Here is a 24,117-nt window from a genome sequence, read left to right as displayed (position 1 = left end):
AGAAATTGCACATGACGACACGCTTACCTTGCCGGTTCCGTCCGAAGCTGCTGCCGATGCTGCGCCAGCATCCGGTTCATCCTGCGAGCCATGTTATGCGCGGTATCTTTCATCATCGTTAATTCGGCGCGGATTTGTTGCGGCTCCATGTTCTTCAGCTTCTCCGGCACACGATGAAAGCGGAAGAAAGACGTATCCACGCCGTACTGTTTGCACAGGATGTAGGAAGCGCAGTATGCATGGAACGTAAAATCGGAGCGACTGTAACGTCCATCTCCGCGATCCAGCTCCGCATGCGCCAATTCCTGCGCAAGCGACCGGAAAATATCCCCGGCATCCAGGCCGCGGCGGATGACAATATTCCTCGTGTCCGGCTGGTAGAGCGCATGCATTTCCGGCGGGAGCGCATCGCCAATGACGATCGGGACGGGGGCGCGATCCAGCAGTGCTTTGATGCGCATCCGGTCGTCCGGGTAAGTCGGCTGTTCCCTCTTTTGGCTGGCCGTCGTTTGTGCGATGTCGAACATTTTTTTGGGGTTATAGCTAATGCCGGTGCTGCCGTCATCCCTCCGGTACTCCTCTCCCGGCTCTAAGATGTAAAAGCCGGTTTCCTTGCGGCGGATAAATACGCCTTGTTCTTTCCACGTATCGAAATCAGAGATGCGGGTCGCCTCCGGCCGCTGTGCGAGAATCAGAAGTGCATTGGATACGCTGTAGCGATCGAAACGGCTCTGCACATCCAGATAACGCTGAAACTCATCGCCGCTTTGCGCAATGGACGATGTCGCGGCATCAATCGTCTCGTAAGTCCATTGCCTAAGTTCCTGCTTTTTCTGTGCCCAGGTTTCCTTGTCAAAAGGTTGCTCAGACGGATTCGTGGATGATCGACTGGCTGCATCCTGACGGAATAAATCGTCCAGATTGTTCACTTGGCTTTCCCTCGCTTTCGAGATCCGTTGGATTTTCCCGTCTTCGCTTTATCGGCATTTCGCACGCTTCGTTTGGGCAGCGACGGTTCCTTGACGATCTGACGCCGTTCTTTCTCCGCCCTTCGATTTTCTTCACGAATCTCGCGCAGCAGTTCGCGAATCGATGGCCGTTGCTGCACTGTCTCGGCTTTCGGTTCAATCGTACCCCTTGCGGATGCTTCGCTGCGCCCGGAGGTAGGCTCGGACGGATGGGGCGGCTCCGTCGTCGCCATCGTGGGGTTTGTTTGAACGTGTGTCGGGAAAGTTGGCTGCTTTGATTTGTTCTCCTGCATCAATTCGTCCAAAAAATCGTCGGCTCTCTTTTCCGGAGTCGTTCCCTTGGACGCGATGTCTTGCTCCACCGTTCGCTGCTGGGTTTGATCCAATGCTTGCTCATGCCCTTGCTCGGACGCATGTTGAACGGGCTGTTTTCCGGCGCGGGATTTCTCAATTTCGCTTTTAATGCTGGCCGTATCCACGGTCGCCAGTTTGAAGCGTTCGACAATACGGTTGATTTTGGATGCGTCCTCGGCCCGCACCATCACATCGCACAAGCCATCGACATTCTTTTTGTCCCGCAGGGCACAGTACAAAACGCCGTATCGTTTGGCCTCCTTGCAGAAGGTAGGCAAGTCTTCGTTTTTGACGGCAAATACTTTCAATTCCTTGCCGCTGCGGAGCAAGCTTTCCAGACGAATGCTGCCCTTTGTCCGTTTCTGCCCCTGCAGGGCGGCAAACAAATAGACGGCCAGATGCTTAGCGCCTTCGCCGGAAATCTTGGCCATCACCTCGATGCCCCGAAGACTCATGTTGACGACCTGATCGGCCGCCTCGGCACCACTGCTCATGGATGGAATCCTCCCTTCGTAATGATTGATTTTTCCTGTCACCATGTAGTTTAGTCATCATTTCCCCGGATCGGGCCAGGATGCCCGCACACAGCTTCACCTCCTTTCGAAGCGCGGCAAGCCGCTTGGATAATACGGCTATCTGCTCTTTGCAAGCGTAGATCCGGCCTTCCTCCTTGCAGCGGCGAAGACGGTTGTACAGCGCTTTGCGCTCGCTGGAAAGTAGGCGCATCTCCTGTTGGGCAATGGATACATAGTCCAAAAGCTGCTCTTTGCTGGAGATACGGCGCTGGCAGAGTAGTTTGGTCTGAGCGGTAATAACCGCCAAGTGTCGCAAGTCTTCCCGTAATAAAAAAGGCGTCCTTCTCACGGACGCGCGAAAACGGGGCCACATGCCCATCTCATATAAATAGCGCAGGTACAATGCTTGTAAGCCGCTGAACTTCCTGCCGGATCGAAGCGTTCCTTTGCAAACGGCGCGCCTGCGTTGCGGCATTGGCAGAGGCTGTGTTTTACGGGGAATGCGATTTCGTAAAATCCGCTGTTTCAGAGCCTCTTCCGTATAGTCGTCTCCCAAGCTGCGCAAACGAACGAAACGTTCCTTACCCGGTGGACGAACCGCCATATGCTTCACGGTCGTTTTCACGTCATAGCCCTGCTTTTGCAAAGAGGCGATAAACTGGGTCCACGTCATGGATGCCGCAATCGCCTGATCCACATCGCTCCGAATCGTCCCCCTCCAAGTCGGCTTGCCTTCCCGATCTGCTTTCCATTCTCCATAGTGTTTGGCCTTGCTCTGCTCGGGTTGCTCGATCACAGACAATGCATGTTCACGGCATAGCCGGTCGGATGTTCTTCTTAGAAGGGCGTAGGAAGCTTTGTTGTCGTAATACCGTTTACCGTCCATAAAAGAGACGGAGTTTAGCACAAAGTGATTGTGCAAATGCTCCTTGTCCAGATGGGTCGATACCACGACTTCAAATCGATCGCCCCATAGCTCCTGCGCCAACTTAACGCCAATGGCGTGCGCCGTTTCCGGCGTCGTTTCGCCTGGTGCAAAGGCTTGGTAGCCATGAAACGCGACGATGCCATCCATCTTTTGAAATTGACGCTCGGTGCGCTGCATTTGCTCATAAGCGGTGAGCGGATCGCAATTGATTCCGCTCACATAAAGATGCCTCTCTGTTTTGACATCCGAGGCTGCATATACGAGCGCCTGTTGCAAACCTTCATTCTCGATGCGCCCTAAATCCGTTTTGTCGGGATTGGAAGCATAGTCCAGCACGCGCTTGAGTCGATCGGTAACGTCCCAGATTGCAGTTGTCGCCATACGCATGCCCCCCTTTACGGCGGATGTACGTTCAGATTCCCGCCGGCTTGGTTCTAGGCTCCGGCGCTGTTACAGCCTGTTGAATGTATTGGACGGCGCGGCGCAATTGATCCGCCTCCTGCTGAAAAGCGGCCCGATCCAGATGCCCGGTTGCGTGCGCCTTCGCCGCCAATTGATTGAGATTATTGCCGATTGCGTGAAGCTCTCGCATCATCGCATAATAATCCGGCGGCGGCAGCGGCTTCGGTATATACCCATTGATGAGCGCCCGGATGTACGCTTCCCGAGAAAGACCTGTTTGTTTCACTTCATTCATTAGACGAACATGTTCGCTTTCACTTAAACGAAGCAGAAACGAGATCGAACGTTTTCTCAACGAACAACCCCCTTTCAAAATCAACTATTCGAAGAAGTTTACGCCGCAATAAACAAGCGATCATGAAGGGTCTTAGGGGCGCAGGCCCCTAACAAGCGAATTTGGATATCCAAATTCAGTGCTTGCTGCAACACGAGACATTCGTCTCGTGTCGCCTTCAAAGCACCTGCCGGGAAAAAGAGAGGCCCCAAAAACACAAAAAAGACGCCGATCCGCTCAGCGTCTTCCGCAGAACTTTTTTGTTATCGCACCAACCAGCGGTAATCCTGGCGGCAGTCTACAATGAAATCGACATACACGATTTCATCCTGAATCTGATACAACACCAGATACCATTTATCTACGAACATTTTGTGGTACTTGTTTGACGGAATAAATTCCGCTTCCAGAAAAGGATAGCGTTCCGGCATTTGCGCCAAGGAACGTATCGCTTGCAGCAATTCGTTTTTCGTTTTCCGCGCCGCATCCGGACTTTTCTCCGCAAGAAATCGCACATGAACCGCCAGCATTTGGCGGGCGCGATCGGAGACGACGATCTTATAACGGGGCATCTTTTCCATGCTGAACCTCGTCAATAATGCCCTCCAGGTAAGCGTCCAGTTCGTCCGGCGTCACACCAGCACGGCCCGCCAAACGATCCTCTTGCACAGCGAGCAGTTCTTCGCGCAGCTTTAACATCTTCTCGCGACGGGAGAACGTCTCAATGTCCATCACGACGAGATCGCCTTCACCGTTCTTGGTCAGATAAACCGGTTCCCCGGACGATTTGCATAGATCGGCGATTTCATTATAGTTTTGCCGGATACTGGCGGAAGGTTTGATAATCATCATGGTCACCCCTTGCATAGCTGTATATTGATTTTATTATACCTATTACATGCTATATAATCAATGCGGTTGCGCTTATCCCCAATCTATTCACATCTTATCCACATACAGTGAGAATTTTCCGTAGCCCAGAAAGAAAAGACGCCAACCGTTCAGCGTCTACCGCTATCGGGATGGTTCACCGCGTCTTCTTCGGAATTCCATTAAATCGTTGTTTACATCCTTTCCGAACTTAGGCGGCTCATCGAATATGAGAAGGGCTGGAGAGAGGAGTCTTTGTATCGTGGCTGCCGCCAATCGCCCCGGCTCATCATTGTCCAGATGCAGGACAAGTCGATTCACCTGGGGAAAGCACTGCAAGTAATGCATTAGGGCTGACGGGGGAGTAGAGTCCTCCCCATTTGTCCTGGGCCTGTATATTCCGGCCAGCGACAGCTTATGCGCCTGCCGCCAATCCCGGCCAGCGAGATGTTCCAGCGTACAGTAGGATAAGAGATCAATGGCGCTCTCAAACAGATGCAGTTCCGTACAGTTTCCCGAGGCCGGAATGGAAAACGAATACCGCTTGTCGCTGCCAGCGGCTTCCCCCATATAACGGGTGCTTGTCGTACCGCGTATCGCCGCATAGCGCGGCGTTCCTTGCTGGTCGAAACCGACGAATACCGCGTTGTGATAGCGGCGGCTTTCATACAAACGCCCCGTTTCGAGACAGTAGTCGATCAACGTGCGATGGATACCGCGTTTGCTGAGATAGGCCATGACGCGATGCGATGTACGATTCGGTTCGGGAAGCTCAAACCGCGCTGGAGAATAGCGTTGTTGCAAAGATTGCGAAAATGCAGGTGCGCTGCCCGGATGAACGCCTTCAATTTGCAGCACCGCATCGGGAAAAGACATGCCCCGCACTTTGATCAAATAGTCCAGCGCCGAGCGTCCGCCGATCCCCCTTGACCACCAGTACCATTTGCCGTTGGAAATTTTCAAGCTGTCGTGTATCCGGGTGGTGTAGACATTGCGAGAGCATCGGACCAGTTCTGCCGGCTCGTGCATATGCAAATATGTGAGCAGATCCAGTCTTTTGGCACGTTCGATCTGTTCCTTGTTTACGTAGCTCATTGCCGCAGCTCCATTTGGAAATCCAGACAGCGTCCGATGGGTATATTGTTCATCGTGCTTTACCCCTCTTTTTGGGGTACAGATAAGCTCTGCCTTCCTTCAACTTCGTAACGCCTTTCTTTTTCATGAATGCGTCTAAATCGCCTTCATGAACTTGACTGGTCACCCCGTTTGAGTCGCGGATGTAATAATACGTGTCGCCAAATCCGTTCTTCTCTTTGGATATCAACTCCAATGACGGCACGGTTTCTCCCTCCTCGATCAAGCCGGTTCCATAACAAAAAGGCGGCAGAATCGGACAAAAGCATCCGCCGCTTGGGATGGCATACAACATGTTCATTCCTCCGGAAATGAGAAAAGGACCCCAAAACCGGAGTCCAATTCATCATGTGATTTATAACTTTAACAAGTGAGCTATCTTCGACCTGTGAAATGCTCGCACCGATACCATGTTCTTTTCCGTAATGGTCAGCAAGAAGTTCCCTTTCAGGGGTAGGAACGACGGTGTCAGACCGTTATCGCTCACGGCCCACCACCCGCCGTTCCGGCGCTTCCGGTTCTTCGTCCGGCACGCTGTCCACGGCTTCGTTTTCTCGCTTGTCCATGTTGAGCAGCGCATTCAATTCCGCAAGACGCGCCGCTTTCGTTTGCAGCTCCTGCTCCTTCTCGAATGGAGCCGCGATTTGTTCCTTCGCCGTTTCCATTTGCTGCCGCAAGGTGGCAAGCTGCTCGCGGGCATGCTCCAGCTTCGCAGGCAAGTCGGACAAGGCATTGTTGATGCGGCTTATGTTGCCGCCCGCATCCGCTCCGAGCGTCACCGTATGAGCGAGCGCGCCGCGCAGCGTAACCTTGTATTCCTTATGGAAGCTGTCAAAGGACAGCCAAAAGGAAAAGCCCCGGTAGCTGCCGATTTCCTGCGGATCGGGCGAAGTCATTCCTTTGCAAGCGTCCAGCAAAGCCGCGCCCGCTGCCGCCCTCTCCGAGTAGGTGTAATCTTTGACCGTCATGCCGGGGAATTTATCTGCCCCATCTGCCTCGGATGCCAGAGAACGTGTATACAAAGCAACGTCCTGTTCATAGCCGGCAATTCGTTCCTCCGTGGACTTGATTTGCTGCGGCAGCAGCTTGAGCAGCCGGTCCTCCAGCGCATAGCGCTGGCTCAAGTGGTTCGCTTTGAGCAGCTTCAGTTTGGATACCTGGATGTCCAAGTCCATTTTCTCCTTGATGTACGGGTTGCCGGTCGCCAGCGCCTTCACCTCGGCATAGGAGAGCGCCGTCTCGTCAATATCCTCGGCGGAACGCACCGGCGACTTGCTGGTCATGATCTGCGAAATGAAACGCTGCTTGTTCTCCAGCGTTTGATAAAGGTACGCGTCGAACGTGTTCTCCGTCACATAGCGAAAAATATGCACCTCGCTGTTCTGGTTGCCTTGCCGGATAATGCGCCCGCTGCGCTGCTCCAGATCGCGCGGACGCCAAGGGCAGTCGAGGTCGTGAAGGGCAATCAGCTTCGTTTGTACATTCGTTCCCGCGTAGGGTAAGCGCCCGGCGCCTTGCCGCATTACTACGGCAGGTTTCCAAACGCTCCCCTCCGAACCGTACATACAACTCTCGCTGTATACGGCTCTCCAGTATTCTTAGTCTAGCAATCCAGCGTGTAATTTTTTATGACAGCTAACACAGAGCGCCATCGTTTTCCGTTTCCGAGCGACCATCACCTTTTCCCAAGCCCGTTTGCCCTTTAGGTCTTTTAGCTTCCTAACATGATGCATATGGATGGAGACTCCTCCTTTACCGCACCATTCGCACTTGCAGGCTTTTATCCGGTCCATCATGCTTGTTCTAGCCATAGTGACCGAGATATTGTCGGGATTGTTATCTATGGATGGCCTCGTATCCGGCATTTCTTGGCGTCTGAATCCTCCATTGTACAGAAACAGCGTCTTTTCACCTGAAGTCGTCTGGTATCTGACCGCGAACTTCCCGTCAATGCAATATTTCCTTTTGAGTTTTCCAATACTGCATTGGTATTTCAGGCAAAAGGTTCTGTACATGCTGTATTCCATCACATATTTAAAGCTTTGGAGGTTACTGACGTTGTGGGCTAATCGGTAATAATTGTACATCCCCAGAATTTCGCTATTGTACTTTTTCAGAATCTCAAGGTCATCATTGTCTACCAGATACCGTCTATGCTTAGGTCTCCAGATTTTTTTTTGGTCTCTGTCCGTTTTGATGCGAAGCGCCTTATAGGCCAGCAGTTTTTTCAGCCACTTTTCTTGCGGCATATACAGCAAGACTCTGTTGCTCATGCTGCGCCTGCCGTAGTGTGTCTGTTGATCGCGGCAGACACAGATGTCGTAGCCTAGAAACCGGGCTTTTGTTGCCGTGTGTGTAATCAGCGTTTTTTCCTCGGACATTTCCAACTTCAAGGTTTCCCGAAGATAGTTGCCAATATCACGTTTAACCTGTACGGCATCTTCTTTTGAACCGATAATTCCGACCAAAAAGTCATCTGCATACCGGACATATTTGAGCCTGCGGAATGTGGGATCAAAGGGATCGCGACAATGCACGCTCTGCATGCTGGTCTTCAAAGCCTTGATTTCCTGTAAAGCGAGTTGTTTCTCCTCGTCGAACATACCGTTCCATCTCGCCGTGGTTTCTTTGCGCTTGACCGAGAGTTTGTATTCCCAGAAGCGGTATTCTTTTGTTCGTTGGTGGAAAGGGAAAGTTCCTCTATCAAACGATTTGATATACTTCTCCATATGTTTATCAAACCGGTCAAGATAGATATTTGAAAGAATCGGACTTATGATAGAGCCTTGCGGCGTGCCCGAGTAGGTATTATGAAATTTCCAATCTTCCAAATATCCGGCTTTAAGAAACTTCCATATCAAGGCGATGAAATATTCGTCATCGATTCTTCGACGTAGTGTATCGACCATAATATGATGATCGATGTTGTCGAAAAATCCTTTAATGTCGCCTTCAACGAACCATTTCGCTCCTGTAAATTCCTTTTTGATTTGCACAAGCGCGGTGTGGCAGCTTCTGTTTGGCCGGAAGCCATGAGAAAGACGGGAGAATGTACGCTCATAGATGCTCTCCAGCATCATGCGAACTACTTCTTGCACCAGTTTGTCATCGAAAGATGGGATACCAAGAGGCCTCATTTTTCCGTTTGCTTTCCGAATGTATACCCGTCTTGCGGGATTTGGTTGGTAAGAATGATTCCTCATACTGTCGATGAGCTTGGAGATACGTTCCATTCCCATGCCATCAATGGTTTGTCCATCCGCGCCTTTGGTCATGTTACCCGGTTTTGCGTAGATGTTTTGGTAGGCCATCAGATAAAATTCAGGGTTGTACAAATTCCGATATAGCCGTTGAAATCGGTACTTGGAGTTACACGCCTTTGTGCTTAGACTTTTTAATACCTCTAAAGGATTTCTCAATGTCTCGCACATCCTTCCTTTTTCAGTATTAAACGAATACCTGTTTCCCTTCGCCATGTAGACGGCTTTCCCGTCCTCGGACTACTATGGAAACTCCGTTGCCTTATCGGATTTTCAGAGCCTTACGCTCATAGCTTGTTGCAAGCGTTCCGACTTAGGCAATCTCCGTTTAGACGATTGAAAATGGCATGCTGTGATGTCGGATATGACGTTCGTCCTTTTCCGTAGATTACGGCTTGGAAACATGCGGTATAGTGTAAATGCACATGGGATACCGTACATTTACGCATGTTATACGGCGTATCAACTATCTTTCGCCGTAGCTGCACAATAGGGCCCATCGGACTGTCATTCAAGCAGTTTAGCCTTTATCCTCATTCACAGCTTTTCATCTCGCCATTCAGTCGCGGTAGCGATAGTTTACCGACTTATGGCTTTTCCTGCGTGCTATTGTCCCCGTCCAGTTTCCCTTTCGAGTAAGCAGGCTGATGATAGAGTGGTGTTATGACACCGTTTATACCTTTCTCTACTACCTTGCCACAGGTAGAATTCTCAATCGTCCACAGATCAGCTAGAAATCTGGCTGACCTTTACGGACGCACGCCCATTTTGAATGTCGATCCAAGCAGTATCCGAACCTGTCCGCTGCGTACTTTGGCGAACAATTCCTTTTTCTTGATCTCGGTATTAGCGTCGTGAATAAAGGCGATTTCGTCAGCCGGGACACCTTTCTCCATCAGCTTGCGCCGCAGCTCGTCGTACACATTGAAGGTACCATCCTGTTTCGGAATGGACAAATCGCAAAACACCAACTGGGTCAACCGCGTCTCCTGATGTTCCTCCCAATACCGGAAGACATTGTCCGCGCAGGCGCTGACTTTGCTGCCTTCGTCGTCGGGAAGCAGGGGATTAGCCAGCCGCTGATCGAGCGCCAGTTTGCGTCCGTCATTGGTGATCGTCAGCATATTGTCCTCATGCGGCTCTACTTCCTTCGCCCGCACCCGCTCGGCGCGGCGGGCAAGGTCCGCGACCATATCGCGCTGAAAGTCGCTCGGCGGCACGGCCACATTATGGAAGTGGGCTTTCGGCACGGGAAGCTGGAGCATGTCAGCCGTCTGGATATCGGCCACTTCTTTGAACATATTCATCAGTTCCGGCAAATTGTAAAAACGGGCAAACCGGGTTTTCGCCCGATAGCCCGTTCCTTCCGGCGCAAGCTCGATCGCGGTGACGGTTTCGCCAAATGTCGAAGCCCAAGCGTCAAAATGCTGCAATCCCTGCCGCTTGAGCCGCTCGTATTGCAAATAGCGTTGCATCGTATACATCTCAGTGATGGAGTTGGAGATCGGCGTCCCCGTCGCAAAGATGATGCCCCGGCCTCCGGTCAGTTCGTCCAGATAGCGGCATTTGGCAAACATGTCCGACGACTTTTGTGCTTCGGTTTGCGACAGTCCGGCCACATTGCGCATTTTCGTATAAAGAAACAGGTTTTTGTACGAGTCGGCTTCGTCCACGAATAGACGGTCTACGCCCAATTCCTCGAAGGTGACGACATCATCCTTCCGGCTCGTGTCGTTCAGCTTCTCCAGCTTGGTCTGCAGCGTCTTTTTTGTTTTTTCAAGCTGTTTGATCGCATAGCGTTCGCCTCTGGCTTCCTTGAGTTCCCGGATGCCGCTTGTAATTTCCGAAATCTGTTCGTACAGTTGCTGCCGTTGCCGCTCCATCGAAATCGGAATTTTCTCAAACTGCGAATGGCCGATGATGATCGCATCATAATCGCCGGTAGCAATCCGCGCGCAAAACGTTTTGCGGTTTTTCGTTTCAAAGTCCTTCTTGGTCGCCACCAGAATATTCGCCGACGGATATAGCTGCAAAAACTCCGCCGCCCACTGTTCGGTCAGATGGTTCGGAACGACCAGCATGCTCTTGTTGCACAGTCCTAGATGCTTGCTCTCCATCGCCGCGGCGGTCATCGCAAAGGTTTTTCCTGCGCCGACACAATGCGCGAAAAGGGAGTTGCCGCCATACAGCGCCCGGGCAACCGCATTGACCTGATGCCGGCGCAGCCGGATTTCCGGGTTCATCCCGGTGAATCGGATATGGCTGCCGTCGTATTCGCGTGGGCGGATGGCATTGAACCGGTCATTGTACAGCCGTGTCAGCCGTTCGCGCCGCTGCGGGTCTTTCCATATCCAGTCGCGGAACGCTTCTTTTATCATCTCCTGCTTTTGCTGGGCGATGGCCGTTTCCTGCTTGTTCAGCACACGCTTTTCCACGCCATCCTCATACACGGTGTCAAATACGCGCACGTCCCGCAAATTCAGCGTATCTTCGAGAATTTTGTACGCATTGACGCGGTTTGTGCCGTACGTGACGTTCGCCTTGATATTGTTGCTGCGGTCGTCGCTTTTGCCTTTGACGTTCCAGGCAGCCGTATATTCGGAATACATGACATTGATGTAGGTCTGGTACATCGGCGGCGTGTCCACCAGCTCAAACAGAAATTGCCGAATGTCTTCCGACGGCAGCCAGGTTGCGCCCAAGCGGACATCAATTTCGGAGGCGTCCAGGTCTTTCGGCTGCACCGCTTCAAGCGCTTTGACGTTTTCGCCGTAACGTTCGGCATCGTATGCGGCAAACTGTCTGGCCACACGCAGCTTCTCCCGCACATTGCCGGACAAGTACGCGTCCGCCGTTTCGTAGATCAGCTTTCCTTCCTCGTCCTGATTTTCGGGATTGGGAAAGATGACGCCGCGCAGCTCTTTTATCAGTTGTTCTTCCGTCCAACCGGTTAGCTGCGCCATATACGGCAGATCGACACGGGCTTTTGCGCCGATGGAGACGGCAAGCGCCTCCGAAGCGGTATCCACCTGTTCCACGCGGATGCGCTGCCGGATGGTGCGTTTGGTGAACATATCCGCCTTGCGCAGCAGCCGTCCTTCCTCGTCGATGATTTCCAGCGAGCAAAGAAGAAAGTAGGAACTGTCGTCCGAAAAAGCAAGGCTGTTGGCGCGGCTGTTGATCAGGCCGTATTGCGCCGTAAACCGGTCATACTGCGTATTCAGCTTGCGCTGTTGCTGCTCTATCATCTCATCGCTATAGTCTTCGGTTTGATACTCGATCAGCTCGCGCACGGTGTCCCGCAGCTGAATCATTCCCTTGATGCGGCCTGCCGCCGTAGCAGAAGTGTCCACACGCCGCATTCGGCTGTTCTCCCGATAGTAGATTTGTCCATCCACCAGCGCAAAGCTGAAATTGCGGACAGACGGATCGGCGGGGAGCGAAGGTTCTTCTTCCTCCGGCTGGTCTTCCCGTTCCAGCTCCACCCATTCAGCATGGATATTGGACAACGCTTCGCGCAGCAGCTCATCCAGATTGGCGTCCGGGAATGGCTTGCAGGACGTTTCCTGCCGGTTGCCGTACATCCGGTCGTCAAAAACCATGGTGCCCAGCACCATATCGGGATGTTCCGCGAAATAACGATTCACCGGCACACCGTCCGCTGTCTCGGACAGGGAAAGCCATGCTTCGGTTTGCTCGCTGACGGCAACCATGCGATCCCGTTTCTGTAAAAAGATAATGTCGGCGGTTACTTCGGTTCCGGCATTGGCCAGAAACGCATTGCTTGGCAGACGCACCGCTCCGAGCAGTTCGGCGCGTTCCGCTATATATTTGCGTACCGCCGGGTTCTGCTTGTCCATCGTTCCTTTGGACGTAATAAAGGCGATGATGCCGCCCGGACGCACTTTGTCCAGTGTCTTGGCGAAAAAGTAATCATGGATGAGAAACTTGTGCTTGTCGTAACGTTTATCCGCCACGCCATAACCGCCGAACGGCACGTTCCCGATGGCGAGATCGAAGAAGCTGTCCGGCAAATTCGTCTGTTCGTAGCCGCTGACTGCAATCGACGCCTGCGGGTATAGCTGCCTGGCAATACGGCCGGTAATGCTGTCCAGTTCCACGCCAAACAGCCGCGAGCCTCGGATCGACTCCGGCACCAGACCGAAGAAATTGCCGATGCCGCAAGACGGCTCCAAAATATTGCCGCTGCGAAAGCCCATCGATTCCAGACAGTCGTACATCGCCTTGATGACGGTCACAGATGTATAATGAGCATTCAGCGTTGACGCGCGAGCGGACGCATATTCCTCCGGCTCCAGCACATTTTTCAGTTCCGCATATTCGGCTGCCCACTGCGTGTTCGCTTCGTCAAACGCCTGCGGAATGCCCCCCCATCCAACATATCGAGCCAGTATCGCCTGCTCGTCCGCTGTCGCTTGCCGCTGCTCCTGTTCCAGCTTGTTCAGCAGCCGAATTGCTTCCATGTTCCATTTGAACTTCGTTTTTGCGCCGCCATGCCCCAGTTCATCATCCGTAATCCGGTAGTTGACAGCCGGGACAGACGGACGGGCTGGCGCGGTGCGGCCGGCCGCACCATCAGAGGAAAGGGAAGTGTCTGGCTGCGATACGGTCTCTGGCCCTTCCGTCACCGGCTTCTCCTCCGGTAAAACCGCATCTTCCGCCGTTTCCCATGCCGTTTCGTCAGTCCATTCCGATTCCTGCTCTCCGGTAATCAAATGATCGTTCAGCGGGTTTTCGCGCAGCATTCGCTCAAAATCCCGACGATTCACCTCTTTGATGAAGAGCGGGAACTGACGGTCTTGCAGCACCACTGTTCGTTGCTCCAGCTGCACAATTTCATATTCGTCCGCACCGATCCAGACCGTGCCGCCCGCGTCATAACCGTAGCGCGCCCGTTCCCGGTTCACCGGCATGCGTTCCGGTTCCGCTTGCGCTTCCGGGTGGGGAACCCCCTCCGAGGGCGATACATCCGGCTGCGTCACATCGGACCTGGCCAATTCCGCCGCTTGCAGCCGCCGCTTTTCCTCCTGTTCTTCCGCAAAGGCGGGCAATCGCTCGGCTTCCTGCCGGTTCAAGTAACGCCCCGCTGCCAGCAGTTCGCCGATACGTTTCTGCACGTTCATCCACGGCAGCACCACCTGCGTATCCGGGTTTAGGATCGAGCCGCGGGTCAGCGTGATGCCTTTGCTGTCATGATTCATGTGAATATCCGTGCCGATCAGCGCGGGAAGACGCCCGCCGGTCCCGTATTCCCGTTTCAGGAAATCGGCGTTCTCCTGTGCGGACAGCGACTGCTGGAAATGCAGCGCAATGCGATACTTGCCGTTCTCAAAGCCGCTGCCGTTTTGCAAAATGGCGTCAATGACCGCTTGCGGCATGAAAAAAGCGGAGGCTTTTGCGTCCTCCGCTTGTTCCATCCATAGCGTCTGTTGCTCGATAGATGGTTCCAACTTTCGCGACAAGTCAAATTCGTTTAACAGCATCATGCTGGCGATATGCCCGGCGATGACGCCCCAATCGTAAAAGCTTTGCGCCGTTCGTTTCTCCGCCGTCCCCGTCCACAGATGCAAAACGTTGCGATACGGTTCAAATCCTGCTCGTACGCCTTCATCCAGCGTCAGTTCGGTGATGCCTGCCGGAAACAAACCGCGCACATACAACATGCGCTCGCGCTCATCCTCGTGAGCAAGGAAAAATGCTGTGATGTCCGACTTGCTCTCCCGCAGCGGCGCGGCTCGGAGCATGTCATTGATGATGGCATGGTCATGAAAAAACGGAAGACTTCGGTCTTCCGTTTCCCGATCAAACCATTTTAATGATAAATCAGTTCCGCGAGAATCAGTTCCTCCGCCTGCTGCTTCAGGTTGTTCATGTGCCCCGTCCAGCCCAGCGGATCGCTCGCCTTGTCCGGTGCCGGGTTCAGCCGAAGCATCTCCTTCATCGTCCGGTCGATCTGCTCCCGCGCTGTCCGGTCGATGTCCGCCAGATGCCGGTTCAACTGCTCCGACAACATCAGATGGGCGTACATGCCCTTCCGCTCGGTTTTCAGGAACGTCTTGCGCATCATCCCGTACTTCCCGATGGTCGTCTCCGCTTCGCTCAGCGTCAGGTTGGGCAGCAGATAATCCCCTTGCGGCGAGTACGTCAGTTCCATGTTCATCCTTCCTTTCTTGTCGAGTAGCTTCATTGTGCGGCAAGGAATCGGGTCTTGCAAGGGTATGAAACGATTGCCCCTCATTTGCACGTTGTGCCTCCCGGCGCAACGCTCGAACGGTCGATTCCACTTCCCGCAGCATCATCTCGGACACATCGCTAATCGCTGCGCCCAAGTGAGACAGCGCAGGAAGCGTGTTGAAATACCCGATGCCGGACAAATCCTCGATGCTGATGTAATGTGCGGGATCGAGTCCGCAACGGGTCATCGCCGTGTAAGCGACGGCCGTTTCGGCCATTTGCTTGAACAGTAATTCCACATGTGGTATGTCCAGGTCTTCCAGCAAACTGTGTTCCCGCTCTTTCATCAACTCCGCCACATAATCGGCGCTGTTGTCATCCACCGCATTCCACGCAGCAGCGAGCAACGCAGCAGGCAGATCCGCACGTGGTTCCATCTCATCCGACGCGCCGAACGCATTTTCCAGCGTTTCGATGACATGAGCCGTATCGCTGTCCTGCAATCGCCAAAGCGACACCTGCGGCTGGCGTCTGCTCTGGGTATCCGATACGTCAAACACATGGCGCAGGCCCAGGTGGTTGCCCCGATCTTCAATCAGGGCAATCCCTTTCGCGCCGCGCTTCACCCATCGATCCAGCCGTTTGTTCCAGACGTCAATCGGCGCGCAGGCCGTTGCGTCAGGACGTTGTGCGTAGATCAACAGTTGATCCTGAAACGGATATTTATAGTTCCAGGCCGCCGTCCGCAAAAAATCCGCCCAGCGGTCAGGGTGATTCGTCACCGTGCGAGCCGTGCTGGCAGCCAGTTCGACGATGCGCTGCAACTTGGCTGTCATGAGAGCACCTCCCTTACCGAAACGTGATTTGATTGGTCAGGCGAATGCCTTCCTCGGAATAACGAGCCGTAATCCGAAGGAGTCCGATATGCTGCAACAGGTGCAGATTGCGACGGACAGTCGAATGGGAAAGACCCACCTCCAAAGCCAGCCTTTTGCCGGACAACAAGACGCAGCCGTGCCGCCCGCCCGCGCGGTCCATCAGGTAGCTGTACAATAGCTTTGCGGCAGGAGATACCTTCGCTTTGGCCAGCAGTTGATACCGGGTGAGATCGTTCATAAACTTCCTCCTCGGCAGACGCTATCGCCCCGGCGATCGTTCCGACAAACGCTCCGGCCGGATGTAGCAGTACAGATAGAAATTGTAGTCTCCCGCATGCGGGAAACAACGCAGGTAGTACCGATGGTGTGCGGTTTGAAAACAAAAGCCGTATACGCCGGAATGCCACGCCCCCGATAATCGGGCCTCCGGATGCGACAGGCAAAGTTGATGCATTCGGCTGCGGCTTTGAAGCCATCCCTGCTCCGTCAATGCCTGCACAACCGCCTCCAGTTCCGCCCGGAAAGCCGGCGTTTTTAGCGTTGGCAAATGTTCGAACCAGTTTGCCCAGAATGTCTCGCCGCTGCTGCCAAAATAACCTCGCAGGTGGCCGATGCAGCCACGTTCGATCTCCTCTGCGGCAGAAGCGGAATAAAAATAAGCCGTATCCTCTGGCGCGGCACTTTGCAGCTTTTCCAACATGTTTATCCCTCCCGTCCGGTGAATTTAATGGGTGCCTCCCGTCCCAAAGTCGTCGTAGCTGGACAAATCGGCATGATAAAAGACGACGTCGCCGTCCAGCAGGGAGAACGTTGCCCCGTATGGATCGACGAAGCTGCGCTGAAACCCTTCCATCCGCCACTGATTGTCCAGCGGCGCGTTTTTATATTGCAGATGCGGGTGGTTCAAGTCTTGATTGCGGATCGTTTCGATGTTGAAATTGACGATGATGTACCCATCCTTCAGAAATACGGGCGCATGGTCGTCCAGCCGGTGCGTGCGGCCGTACTCGGCCAGATTGAAGCCTTTCGGCACCACGTACGGCGCGGCGGGCAAGCTGTATTCGCCAAACCACTTCTGCACCGAAGCGTTGGCGCGGGCCGCATCGATGCCGGAGGGCACCTGCATGCTTCCGACAAACGTCCGAAGCCGAGGCGGCAGCAGCATGATATCGTAGCCGCCCACATAGGTCGGCTTCTGCGCATCCTTTACATATTGATCGATAAACGTCTGCCTCGCTCCGGGCGAACCGTTCAGCGACCAAAGCGTTGCGGCGGTGCCGGTCAACTCCTGCTTCGGCACATTGCGCAGGCGAGCGTCGAGCGTCACATACCGTTTCTCCACATCGTCGCTGGAGCCAATACGAATAAACCGCTGACTGCCTGAATGATAGTAGAGATCGACTTCCTGCCTGTTCTTCCCCTTGCTGTCCACAAAATAAAACGTCGGTGTAATGAGGATGCCGTCGCCCGAGCCGAACATGTTGCCTTTCGTCATGACTTCGAATTTGACATGGTAACCCGTTTTGACCGCAACATTTTTCTTGCCGCTCTCCGGGTGACTGCCTTGCCGTACCGGCAGCACGTAAGGAGGGGTATTGCCGCGCGGTGCGCCGTCAATGCCTTTCGTGCCGACCCAGTAGGCGTTTCCTGTCGGCGTCGCGCTGCCCTTTTGGGTGCGGAACACCGATTCCCAGGCAAAATCGGCAATGTCGGTGATGCGGAAATCATAGAGACGTCCGATCACTTCCACTGGAACCACCTGCGCAGCCACATGGTTGGACAAGTCCAGATTGGCATTCATCTGGGACGTAAAGGAGGCCGGACTATTCTCGGCAAACGTTCGGAATAACACGTCGTAATGGCCCTCGTCCACCCAAACGGGCAAGTAGAAGGTCGTCTGCAACTGACCGACCGGGATGGACACCCACGTGTCCTTGGGGACGAACGACGTGCGATCCGCTTTGTACACATCGAACGGAAAGCGTACCTGCTTGTCCCTCACATACTTGGCATAATCCCGATTTCCGTAGCCCTTGATGTCCATGTGCGGGCCGCTTGTCGGAATCGTCACGGAGAAGGGCCGGTCCAGAATGAGCGCCGACCGCCCGGCAGTCGGCTGCGTTTTCTGGTTGTGGGCCTGATCGTCCGACACCGAGGCGTAGTTCACCACCGGCGTATGCACCGTCACCGGATTGATGCCGCCGATCGGATAGCTCTTGTTTTCTCCGCCGCCAATGCCCTTAACCAGTGTATAAAAGATGGTTCCGGTGCTCGGTTGATTGGCTTTATTCGTTTTTCCGGCATCAATGACATAGCCAGAGCCGTACAGCACATCTTGCCCAATCATTGGCGGGGCCGGTATCGCCCCCGGCGTCGGACCTTTTTCCTCAACGATTCGATTGTCCATAATCGCATTTCCGTTAAAAACGAACGAGTCGTTTTTTACCTTGATCTTGCCGATGGCTTTCTCGGCCTCGTTGGTCCAGTCCTCGTTTGGTACGGAAGGCCGCCTGGAGCCGCCGGAAATCGTTTGTCCGGGAAGCGTCACATTCGAATAGACCGGATCGATGATATGCGCGTTGAGCGACGCATCATGCGCAGCGGAAACGGTTGGCGGCGTATAGCCATTCGGCTCCAGCGTAACTGTTCCCGAAGGAAGCGCATAATTGGAGACCGTCGCCTTTTGAATGCCGTACACTTCGAGATTTTGAATCGTCCAGAAGCTGTACTTGCGTTCAATCGAATAGTTTTTGGTGACCGTCTGTGTATCTGAACGCGGAACGGTAATGGTGGTCGGATTCCCGTCCGCATCGGGCGGGCCGGATCGCGTCTCCGTCCAGGTGAGGGTATATGTTTTACTCACCTGAATCGGGTATTGCTTCGTGCCGGTCGTTTCCGTGAACGTGTTGCGATACAAGTACGATTTGGCCAAAGCGTTCACATACAGGTTCTCTGAAGTCGGAATGCCTTGCAGCACATCAAATTTTTCTGCGCCGCGCGCATCCGCCTGAATGACAGCAGAAGCGCTTGGCTCCATCGCTTCGGCCTGCTGGGAAGCGCCGGGCTGCGGTTTTCCGTCGCCGTCGCCTTTGCGTACCGTATGATCGGATGTCGAGTCCCCCGTATTGCCGTCCACATCCTTCACAACGACGGTGATTTGCACGCTCACTTTGTCGCCGGACGTGAACGGGATTTTGATCGGAATCGTTTTACTCGTTGACGTGCCGGAGAGGTTTCCGGTTTTGTCGCCCGTTTGAACGAGCCTGGCATTTCGAATATCCGTGATTTCGTATGACTGCAAATTTTTTAACGACTTGACTTCAAAAACAAAATTCCCGTCCACTTCGGTCACGTTTTGGTCGACCGTTTCCGGCGCTTCAATCCGGGACGCGACCGTTACCGAGGAGGGAATTTTGTAAATGCCGATAAAGTTGGAGCCGCCCGATCCCACCAAAATGGAACGCTCTTTGAGTTTGGGGTCGCCTTTTTCCAGTACGAACAGCTTCTCGTCGGGTTTGTTATTGTTCGTAATGTAAGAGCGGATGATCTCATACGTCTGACCGCCATATGTGACTTGCTCTTCGAACGTATGATTCGCCTCATCCCCGGTTGCGAAAACGCCTTTGTCCATTTCCTTGAGCTTGGTGCCGTCTTCCTTCTGATATATGGCCTTCACCGGATTGTTCTCCGCATATTCGGCAACCGCGTCCGTTCCGCCCAGATGCACCGTAAAGCTTCGCGTTCGCACCTTCGGATTCGTTTCGGGATTTTCTTGCAGCCAGTCTTTCCGCGTCGGGTCCTGCTTAGGCGACAAATAGGATCGAACGATCGTATACGTTTTTCCGTTGTCCTCAATCGTTTCTGGAAATTCATGATCGATCGTTTCCCCAACTTTGTACTTGCCCTTTAGAAACGTAACTTGCGGTTGCTCTATGACTTTTCCGTTCACGGTTTTCGCAATGACATCAACGGGAAATTCCGCGCTTCGATAGGGTACATGAATGCCGAAATAATCGTCCAAGTCGTCCGGATGCGCCCAAGGTTCAGCCCTTTTGATCTCATCTAACGTATAAAATGGCCCTTTGCGCACGTTGCCGTTTCCGTCGATAGACACCATGATGGCATGCAAATATAAGTCGTCGTTGTCTTTGATGTCGCCCATGCCCGCTTTCCACATGCCTTCCGTGACGAGCGCCTCGCTGACTTCGTAATAGGTCGTGACAGGCTGGCCGGGGATGGGCGGATTCGGTTCCTGTCCTACTTGCCGTACTTGCTGGTCCAAAAAAGAAGCGTGTTGGCCGCTTCTCGGATCGCCGCACTGCTTGGGCGTCGTATTCGAACATAATTGGTCACGGCGCACTGTCCACCCCACGGTTCTGTATTTAATGGACGATGTTGCAGCCGTACTGGTGATCTTAAATTTAATGGTGCCATTTTCAGTTCTGACATCGGGAGGTCCCGCGAAAACAGAGGTTGGAATGGAGAAAAACAAAAATAAGCATGCCAGCAGCATGCTCAACAATCGTTTATGCAATTTGTTCATATCTCTACTCCATCCTTTTAATCGTATGGTTGTAGAATAAACTAGCGCTCGGACTTACTTTCAACGTTGGCCCCCAATCGCCTCCCACATTCGTGGACATCGAGATATCGGTGTAGCCTTCATACCAAATTCCTTTTTCCAAAGATTGTTGGTTAGGGAACCTTTCATCATAGAGCAAGTCTTTACTTTCCTTAAACGAAACAAATTTAATCCTGAATTTGGATCGGATATAATTATCGCCGAATCCGTTCCGATAGATCATGGAAGGCTCGGGATCAAGGTATCCTTCGATCTGAATCTTGTTTTCTTTCACCCACTCCACATACCGCCGGATATATTTCAATTCCGCATTGGAGCTTTGCACTTTCGTGGCGAATACCGCCTGCGCCCACGAATCGTCGATCGTGTTGTAATCCACATTCAGCCACAACGCGCCGAACGTTTTCAGCCGGTTCATCCATATATCCACGTTTTTCTTATTGAATTCCGGTATGGTCGAATAGAGCACCAAAGAAACCTTGCTGTCCGTAGGATGCGAGTAGGGATAGGCCATTTCATAGGCTTCATTCGGCACATCGGCCAGAATGTACGAGTAATCTTTCGCGTTCTTCGGCAAATTGGTTGTGCGAATCAGGCGGCCCCATTCATCGTACTTTGCATTGGCATCTTCTTGTGTGGAAATAAATACGGTCGATGTCGGGCTATCCCAATTCACTTCCGCCCCCAGCGCTTCGCTGACAAAACGCAGCGGGACAAACGTCCGGCCGCCGCTGGTAATCGCCTTCGAATCGAAGACCACTTCTTTACCGTTGACGAGCGCCGTGCTATCGCCGATCGTAAGCACAATATGCAGGTCGTCCCGCTCAATCGGAACGGTCATGGTTTTGGGCTCCCATCCAACTTTCGCGCCCATCTGTTCCGCGATGAATCGAACCGGCACGAGCGTCCGGTTGTTTTCATCGACAAATGCTTGCGCATCGGGAAACCAGATTTTTTGTCCGTCCATGACGACGCCGACAAAGGATGGAGAGTTGCTCGCCGCGCTTGCCGTTACGGTGAACGGGCTGCAAATCATCGCGGCGACAAGTCCTGCAATTACCCATTTTCTCACGCCATTCGCTCCTCTCTTAATAGGGGTCATGACAAGTTTGGAAGATTTCGACTGTTAGGTTCATCATAAAGCCGATCTGACGGCGTGTCCACTTTCCGAAACATCGCTGTCTCGTTAAGATGGCGAGACAGGACAGTCCAGCGGCATATAGCCTTTTTGCGCGGCCGCTTTTTCGCTGGAAAACGTCTCTTCCACCGGATAAGTAAAGCCGCATGTGCTGCGATAATACACTTTCATGCTTCCTTTCCTGGCTCCGACAATCTCCGGCTTCTTGAGCACGCGGCTTCCGCCGAGCGCATAATTGTTGTAAAACTTGCCTCCCATCGGAATGCCTTGGATAAAAGCAAGCACCCCGACGTCATCCACGGTATTGTTCCATTCTTCCTGTGAAATCGTTGGCAATGTAAACGTGTAGGAGAGACCAAATCGGGAAACCGATTCGTTGTGTTTATTGATCCGGTACGCGAGTTCGTCTTCAATTGCGCGGACGATGGTGCTCCGGCGCACCTGCTCAAATCGCTCCGCATCCTTTAATAACGTAATATTCGTCTGCTGCCCGACGTCGGCGCGCCAGCCTTCGTGCCAGCTCCGGCTGATCGCATCGTAAGCGAGGACGAAATCGTCCAGCGTAAACGAAAGGCTGTTGCCCTTTTGATCGGCGTAGGCATACGGCTTTTTCGCTCCCCAAACCGGTTTCCGTTCCGTGTTCCCGTCCGCTCCCGTCCACTCCTCCTCGGCATAGACGTAGAAGCCGTCGTAACCAATCACCGCAATAGCCGGGATATACCGACCCAGCACGCCTTGGGCAACGGGATCGTCGGCAATGCCGAAGCTTGCGTACAGCGTCCGATAAAAAGCGGCAATCGCCTCGTCCTTGTTCAGCGCCACCCGCTTGGCCGATTCGTATTGCGTCTCCCGCTGCTGGTTCGCATTGACGGTCAACATCCGCGCCGCGTCATCCACCGCCGCATCCAGCGCGGTGTTATACCGAAGCTCGGTCAGCATCGCCTTCCGCTGCAATTCGACATCGATCCGGTTTATCGTCGCAAACGGCAGGAAAATGAGCGCTCCGACAATGGCCCATTCAATCAGCCTCATTGCGCACCACCCCGCCGTAAGGAATGAAGATTTTTTCGTTCGGACTGATAGCCTGATTCAGAAAATCGAACAGGATCGTGCCGGGAGTCCGGTTCGTATTTTTGACCGTGACCGCAAACGTGTCGCCGACCCGCAGCTTGTAGCGTCGCGCCGGATCGTCTTTTGCGGCCGCGCTGTTCGGGAAGAGAACAGGCAAAATCTGCGCGTTGTAAAATAGGTCGTAGTGCACTTCGTAGCTGCCCCGAAACGTATCCGGCCTTGTCGGGTCGTCATAAACCGGCACGTACTTTTTGCTGCCGTGTTCCATTTGCACATCGAAGGTGTTGCCCGTTGCCGCAATCGCCTCCATAAAGTCCGTATACATGGTCGGCGACACAAAGCCTTTGTCCCGCACCGCATCCACAAATGTTGTCGTCGCCCGCAGGACGACCAACTCCGAAATATCGTCCTGCTGGTCGAAGGCTGCGGAAATGGGGTAGAGGTAGAGCAAAAGAACGGCAATGAGCGCCGCGAAAACTTTCGAGAAACTGTTCATGGCATTCTCCTTAGCGTAAAGCGAAAATGAGGCGCAGCAGCCGCCCGGACGCATCCCGCTGGGCGACTGCCGTATACCGGGCATTCAGGCGAATGCCGGCGGGGACGAACGGGTCCCGATCGAGCGGCGGCGCGTATCGAACGCCGTCCACCACAATTTCCGCGTCTCCCGTCTCCAGCCGGGCAACGGACTGCGCTACCTCTGCGCCGGATACGGTGCCGTCGCCGGCAATCGGTGAAAACGTCATCTGCATGTTGCGATCCAGCGTCTTTCCCGACACATAGGCGGTGGCGTTCAGCGCGGCCCCGGTTTGAAAGAGCATGAGTCCGCTCGTTGCGGCCATCAGAAAGAGAAGACAGGCCACGCTCATTTCCAGCATCGTTCTGGGTGCATGTTCCATCGGCTTCCTCCTTGAAAACGCCGGGGCGTCCGTCTATACCCGAAAGGACGCCCCGTCAGCGTTGTGATGTCAGTAAAGACGCTTACTGCTGCCGAAACACGATGCCGCGAATGACGTTGCTGCTGTCATGCACCAGTTGCGCCCGAAATTTGCCGCTCGGATTGACGTAGTTGATATTCGCTTCATCGAGCGCATGGCTCAGTTGCCCCGGCGCATCACCAACCACTGAACCGTAGGTCACGCTGTCGATCGGAACACCCGTGTTGATCACCTTGCCATACCACTGACCCGCCGGATTTTTCCCGGTGACAATCTGGATGCCGAACTCTTCTTTATCACTGAACTTGCGCAGCGCGTTGACCACCTGACTGCCCGACAACGTCGTGTTGTCGTACACCGTAAACGCCGTTTGCGACAGCTCCGTCTGGATATTGCTGAAATTGCTTTGCGCCGCCTTGGTGGAGTCTTGCGCGGAAATAAACAGCACGACCGCGAGGGTAATGAGCGCGATGGCAAGAAAAATGCCTGCCGCCATCACGAGTGCTTTTTGCGCGTTGGACATGAACCGATCTCTCCTTTAAATGAAATTTGG

At 53.5% G+C, this 24,117-nt stretch carries 21 protein-coding genes; 1 reads left to right on the top strand and 20 read right to left on the bottom strand.

All coding sequences use genetic code 11. The features are described 5' to 3' along the window. Window positions 1–23 precede the first annotated feature (23 nt). The 12 genes from FRY98_RS22460 to FRY98_RS29085 form a co-directional block, all read right to left on the bottom strand. On the bottom strand, window positions 24–929 hold the full coding sequence (locus tag FRY98_RS22460; protein WP_148456375.1) for a hypothetical protein: 906 nt from the start codon (window positions 927–929) through the stop codon (window positions 24–26). Beyond that, complete coding sequence (locus FRY98_RS22455; RefSeq protein WP_127486757.1) at window positions 926–1,816, bottom strand: PcfB family protein; 891 nt, start codon at window positions 1,814–1,816, stop codon at window positions 926–928. Before FRY98_RS22455 ends, FRY98_RS22460 begins: the two co-directional genes overlap by 4 nt. After that, on the bottom strand, window positions 1,725–3,146 hold the full coding sequence (locus tag FRY98_RS22450; protein ID WP_148456373.1) for a relaxase/mobilization nuclease domain-containing protein: 1,422 nt from the start codon (window positions 3,144–3,146) through the stop codon (window positions 1,725–1,727). Before FRY98_RS22450 ends, FRY98_RS22455 begins: the two co-directional genes overlap by 92 nt. Window positions 3,147–3,177: 31 nt before the next feature. Continuing rightward, on the bottom strand, window positions 3,178–3,522 hold the full coding sequence (locus FRY98_RS22445) for a plasmid mobilization protein (RefSeq protein ID WP_148456371.1): 345 nt from the start codon (window positions 3,520–3,522) through the stop codon (window positions 3,178–3,180). Between the two features lie 242 nt (window positions 3,523–3,764). Then, entirely contained in the window at window positions 3,765–4,082 is a 318-nt protein-coding gene (locus FRY98_RS22440; protein ID WP_127486750.1) for a type II toxin-antitoxin system RelE/ParE family toxin, read from the bottom strand. Then, window positions 4,060–4,353 (bottom strand): type II toxin-antitoxin system Phd/YefM family antitoxin, encoded by a 294-nt coding sequence (locus FRY98_RS22435; RefSeq protein ID WP_249043504.1) that lies wholly within the window; start codon window positions 4,351–4,353, stop codon window positions 4,060–4,062. The genes FRY98_RS22440 and FRY98_RS22435 overlap by 23 nt, the downstream gene beginning before the upstream one ends. Window positions 4,354–4,515: 162 nt before the next feature. Next, window positions 4,516–5,466, bottom strand: coding sequence for a DUF3991 and TOPRIM domain-containing protein (locus FRY98_RS22430; RefSeq protein ID WP_127486746.1), 951 nt, complete (start codon window positions 5,464–5,466; stop codon window positions 4,516–4,518). 49 nt (window positions 5,467–5,515) lie between these two features. Next, entirely contained in the window at window positions 5,516–5,800 is a 285-nt protein-coding gene (locus tag FRY98_RS22425; protein WP_148456369.1) for a hypothetical protein, read from the bottom strand. 181 nt (window positions 5,801–5,981) lie between these two features. Continuing rightward, window positions 5,982–7,070 (bottom strand): hypothetical protein, encoded by a 1,089-nt coding sequence (locus FRY98_RS22420; protein WP_249043503.1) that lies wholly within the window; start codon window positions 7,068–7,070, stop codon window positions 5,982–5,984. 33 nt (window positions 7,071–7,103) lie between these two features. Then, window positions 7,104–8,924: a reverse transcriptase/maturase family protein gene (locus tag FRY98_RS22415; protein ID WP_148457350.1), complete on the bottom strand. Its 1,821-nt coding sequence runs from the start codon at window positions 8,922–8,924 to the stop codon at window positions 7,104–7,106. 590 nt (window positions 8,925–9,514) lie between these two features. Next, window positions 9,515–11,008 (bottom strand): DEAD/DEAH box helicase family protein, encoded by a 1,494-nt coding sequence (locus FRY98_RS29600; protein WP_338114624.1) that lies wholly within the window; start codon window positions 11,006–11,008, stop codon window positions 9,515–9,517. A 3,590-nt stretch (window positions 11,009–14,598) separates the two neighbouring features. Next, entirely contained in the window at window positions 14,599–14,940 is a 342-nt protein-coding gene (locus FRY98_RS29085; RefSeq protein WP_249043501.1) for a TnpV protein, read from the bottom strand. 319 nt (window positions 14,941–15,259) lie between these two features. On the opposite strand from FRY98_RS29085, the gene FRY98_RS29080 reads away from it, so the two are divergent. Further along, the gene (locus FRY98_RS29080) at window positions 15,260–15,823 is read left to right on the top strand and encodes a hypothetical protein (protein ID WP_246062951.1); all 564 of its coding nucleotides are present in this window, start codon (window positions 15,260–15,262) and stop codon (window positions 15,821–15,823) included. Here the strand turns inward: FRY98_RS29080 and FRY98_RS22405 are convergent. The 8 genes from FRY98_RS22405 to FRY98_RS22370 form a co-directional block, all read right to left on the bottom strand. Beyond that, a complete protein-coding gene (locus FRY98_RS22405; RefSeq protein ID WP_127486742.1) occupies window positions 15,810–16,076 on the bottom strand; it encodes a helix-turn-helix domain-containing protein in 267 nt (88 codons plus the stop codon). The two genes, FRY98_RS29080 and FRY98_RS22405, sit on opposite strands and share 14 nt — an antisense overlap. 21 nt (window positions 16,077–16,097) lie before the next feature. Then, a complete protein-coding gene (locus FRY98_RS22400) occupies window positions 16,098–16,538 on the bottom strand; it encodes a hypothetical protein (RefSeq protein WP_148456364.1) in 441 nt (146 codons plus the stop codon). 24 nt (window positions 16,539–16,562) lie between these two features. Beyond that, window positions 16,563–20,381, bottom strand: coding sequence for a DUF5704 domain-containing protein (locus FRY98_RS22395; protein WP_249043500.1), 3,819 nt, complete (start codon window positions 20,379–20,381; stop codon window positions 16,563–16,565). Between the two features lie 4 nt (window positions 20,382–20,385). Further along, window positions 20,386–21,492 carry a copper amine oxidase N-terminal domain-containing protein gene (locus FRY98_RS22390; protein WP_249043499.1) on the bottom strand — a complete coding sequence of 369 codons (1,107 nt, stop codon included), beginning with the start codon at window positions 21,490–21,492 and terminating at the stop codon, window positions 20,386–20,388. Window positions 21,493–21,606: 114 nt separating this feature from the next. Next, window positions 21,607–22,590, bottom strand: a complete 984-nt coding sequence (locus FRY98_RS22385; protein ID WP_148456358.1) for a hypothetical protein — start codon at window positions 22,588–22,590, stop codon at window positions 21,607–21,609. Further along, the gene (locus FRY98_RS22380) at window positions 22,577–23,125 is read right to left on the bottom strand and encodes a hypothetical protein (RefSeq protein WP_148456355.1); all 549 of its coding nucleotides are present in this window, start codon (window positions 23,123–23,125) and stop codon (window positions 22,577–22,579) included. The genes FRY98_RS22385 and FRY98_RS22380 overlap by 14 nt, the downstream gene beginning before the upstream one ends. Before the next feature lie 10 nt (window positions 23,126–23,135). Then, window positions 23,136–23,525 (bottom strand): hypothetical protein, encoded by a 390-nt coding sequence (locus FRY98_RS22375; protein WP_148456352.1) that lies wholly within the window; start codon window positions 23,523–23,525, stop codon window positions 23,136–23,138. An 82-nt stretch (window positions 23,526–23,607) separates the two neighbouring features. Then, window positions 23,608–24,087, bottom strand: a complete 480-nt coding sequence (locus FRY98_RS22370) for an ABC transporter permease (RefSeq protein WP_148456349.1) — start codon at window positions 24,085–24,087, stop codon at window positions 23,608–23,610. Between the last annotated feature and the right edge of the window lie 30 nt (window positions 24,088–24,117).

Origin of the sequence: Paenibacillus faecis, from assembly GCF_008084145.1 — a bacterium.
In the GTDB taxonomy this organism is placed as follows: Bacteria; Bacillota; Bacilli; order Paenibacillales; family Paenibacillaceae; genus Fontibacillus; species Fontibacillus faecis.
Note: the sequence above shows the minus strand (reverse complement) of the source record. Positions and strands in the feature narration are given on the sequence as shown.

Bases quoted from the DNA above. Each gene is read 5' to 3' on its own strand.
- FRY98_RS22455 (WP_127486757.1), bottom strand. From the start codon at position 1,816: ATGAGCAGTGGTGCCGAGGCGGCCGATCAGGTCGTCAACATGAGTCTT.
- FRY98_RS22450 (WP_148456373.1), bottom strand. From the start codon at position 3,146: ATGGCGACAACTGCAATCTGGGACGTTACCGATCGACTCAAGCGCGTG.
- FRY98_RS22440 (WP_127486750.1), bottom strand. From the start codon at position 4,082: ATGGAAAAGATGCCCCGTTATAAGATCGTCGTCTCCGATCGCGCCCGC.
- FRY98_RS22435 (WP_249043504.1), bottom strand. From the start codon at position 4,353: ATGATGATTATCAAACCTTCCGCCAGTATCCGGCAAAACTATAATGAA.
- FRY98_RS22430 (WP_127486746.1), bottom strand. From the start codon at position 5,466: ATGAGCTACGTAAACAAGGAACAGATCGAACGTGCCAAAAGACTGGAT.
- FRY98_RS22425 (WP_148456369.1), bottom strand. From the start codon at position 5,800: ATGTTGTATGCCATCCCAAGCGGCGGATGCTTTTGTCCGATTCTGCCG.
- FRY98_RS22420 (WP_249043503.1), bottom strand. From the start codon at position 7,070: ATGTACGGTTCGGAGGGGAGCGTTTGGAAACCTGCCGTAGTAATGCGG.
- FRY98_RS29600 (WP_338114624.1), bottom strand. From the start codon at position 11,008: ATGAACCCGGAAATCCGGCTGCGCCGGCATCAGGTCAATGCGGTTGCC.
- FRY98_RS29085 (WP_249043501.1), bottom strand. From the start codon at position 14,940: ATGGAACTGACGTACTCGCCGCAAGGGGATTATCTGCTGCCCAACCTG.
- FRY98_RS29080 (WP_246062951.1), top strand. From the start codon at position 15,260: ATGTGGTATGTCCAGGTCTTCCAGCAAACTGTGTTCCCGCTCTTTCAT.
- FRY98_RS22405 (WP_127486742.1), bottom strand. From the start codon at position 16,076: ATGAACGATCTCACCCGGTATCAACTGCTGGCCAAAGCGAAGGTATCT.
- FRY98_RS22400 (WP_148456364.1), bottom strand. From the start codon at position 16,538: ATGTTGGAAAAGCTGCAAAGTGCCGCGCCAGAGGATACGGCTTATTTT.
- FRY98_RS22395 (WP_249043500.1), bottom strand. From the start codon at position 20,381: ATGAACAAATTGCATAAACGATTGTTGAGCATGCTGCTGGCATGCTTA.
- FRY98_RS22385 (WP_148456358.1), bottom strand. From the start codon at position 22,590: ATGAGGCTGATTGAATGGGCCATTGTCGGAGCGCTCATTTTCCTGCCG.
- FRY98_RS22380 (WP_148456355.1), bottom strand. From the start codon at position 23,125: ATGAACAGTTTCTCGAAAGTTTTCGCGGCGCTCATTGCCGTTCTTTTG.
- FRY98_RS22375 (WP_148456352.1), bottom strand. From the start codon at position 23,525: ATGGAACATGCACCCAGAACGATGCTGGAAATGAGCGTGGCCTGTCTT.
- FRY98_RS22370 (WP_148456349.1), bottom strand. From the start codon at position 24,087: ATGTCCAACGCGCAAAAAGCACTCGTGATGGCGGCAGGCATTTTTCTT.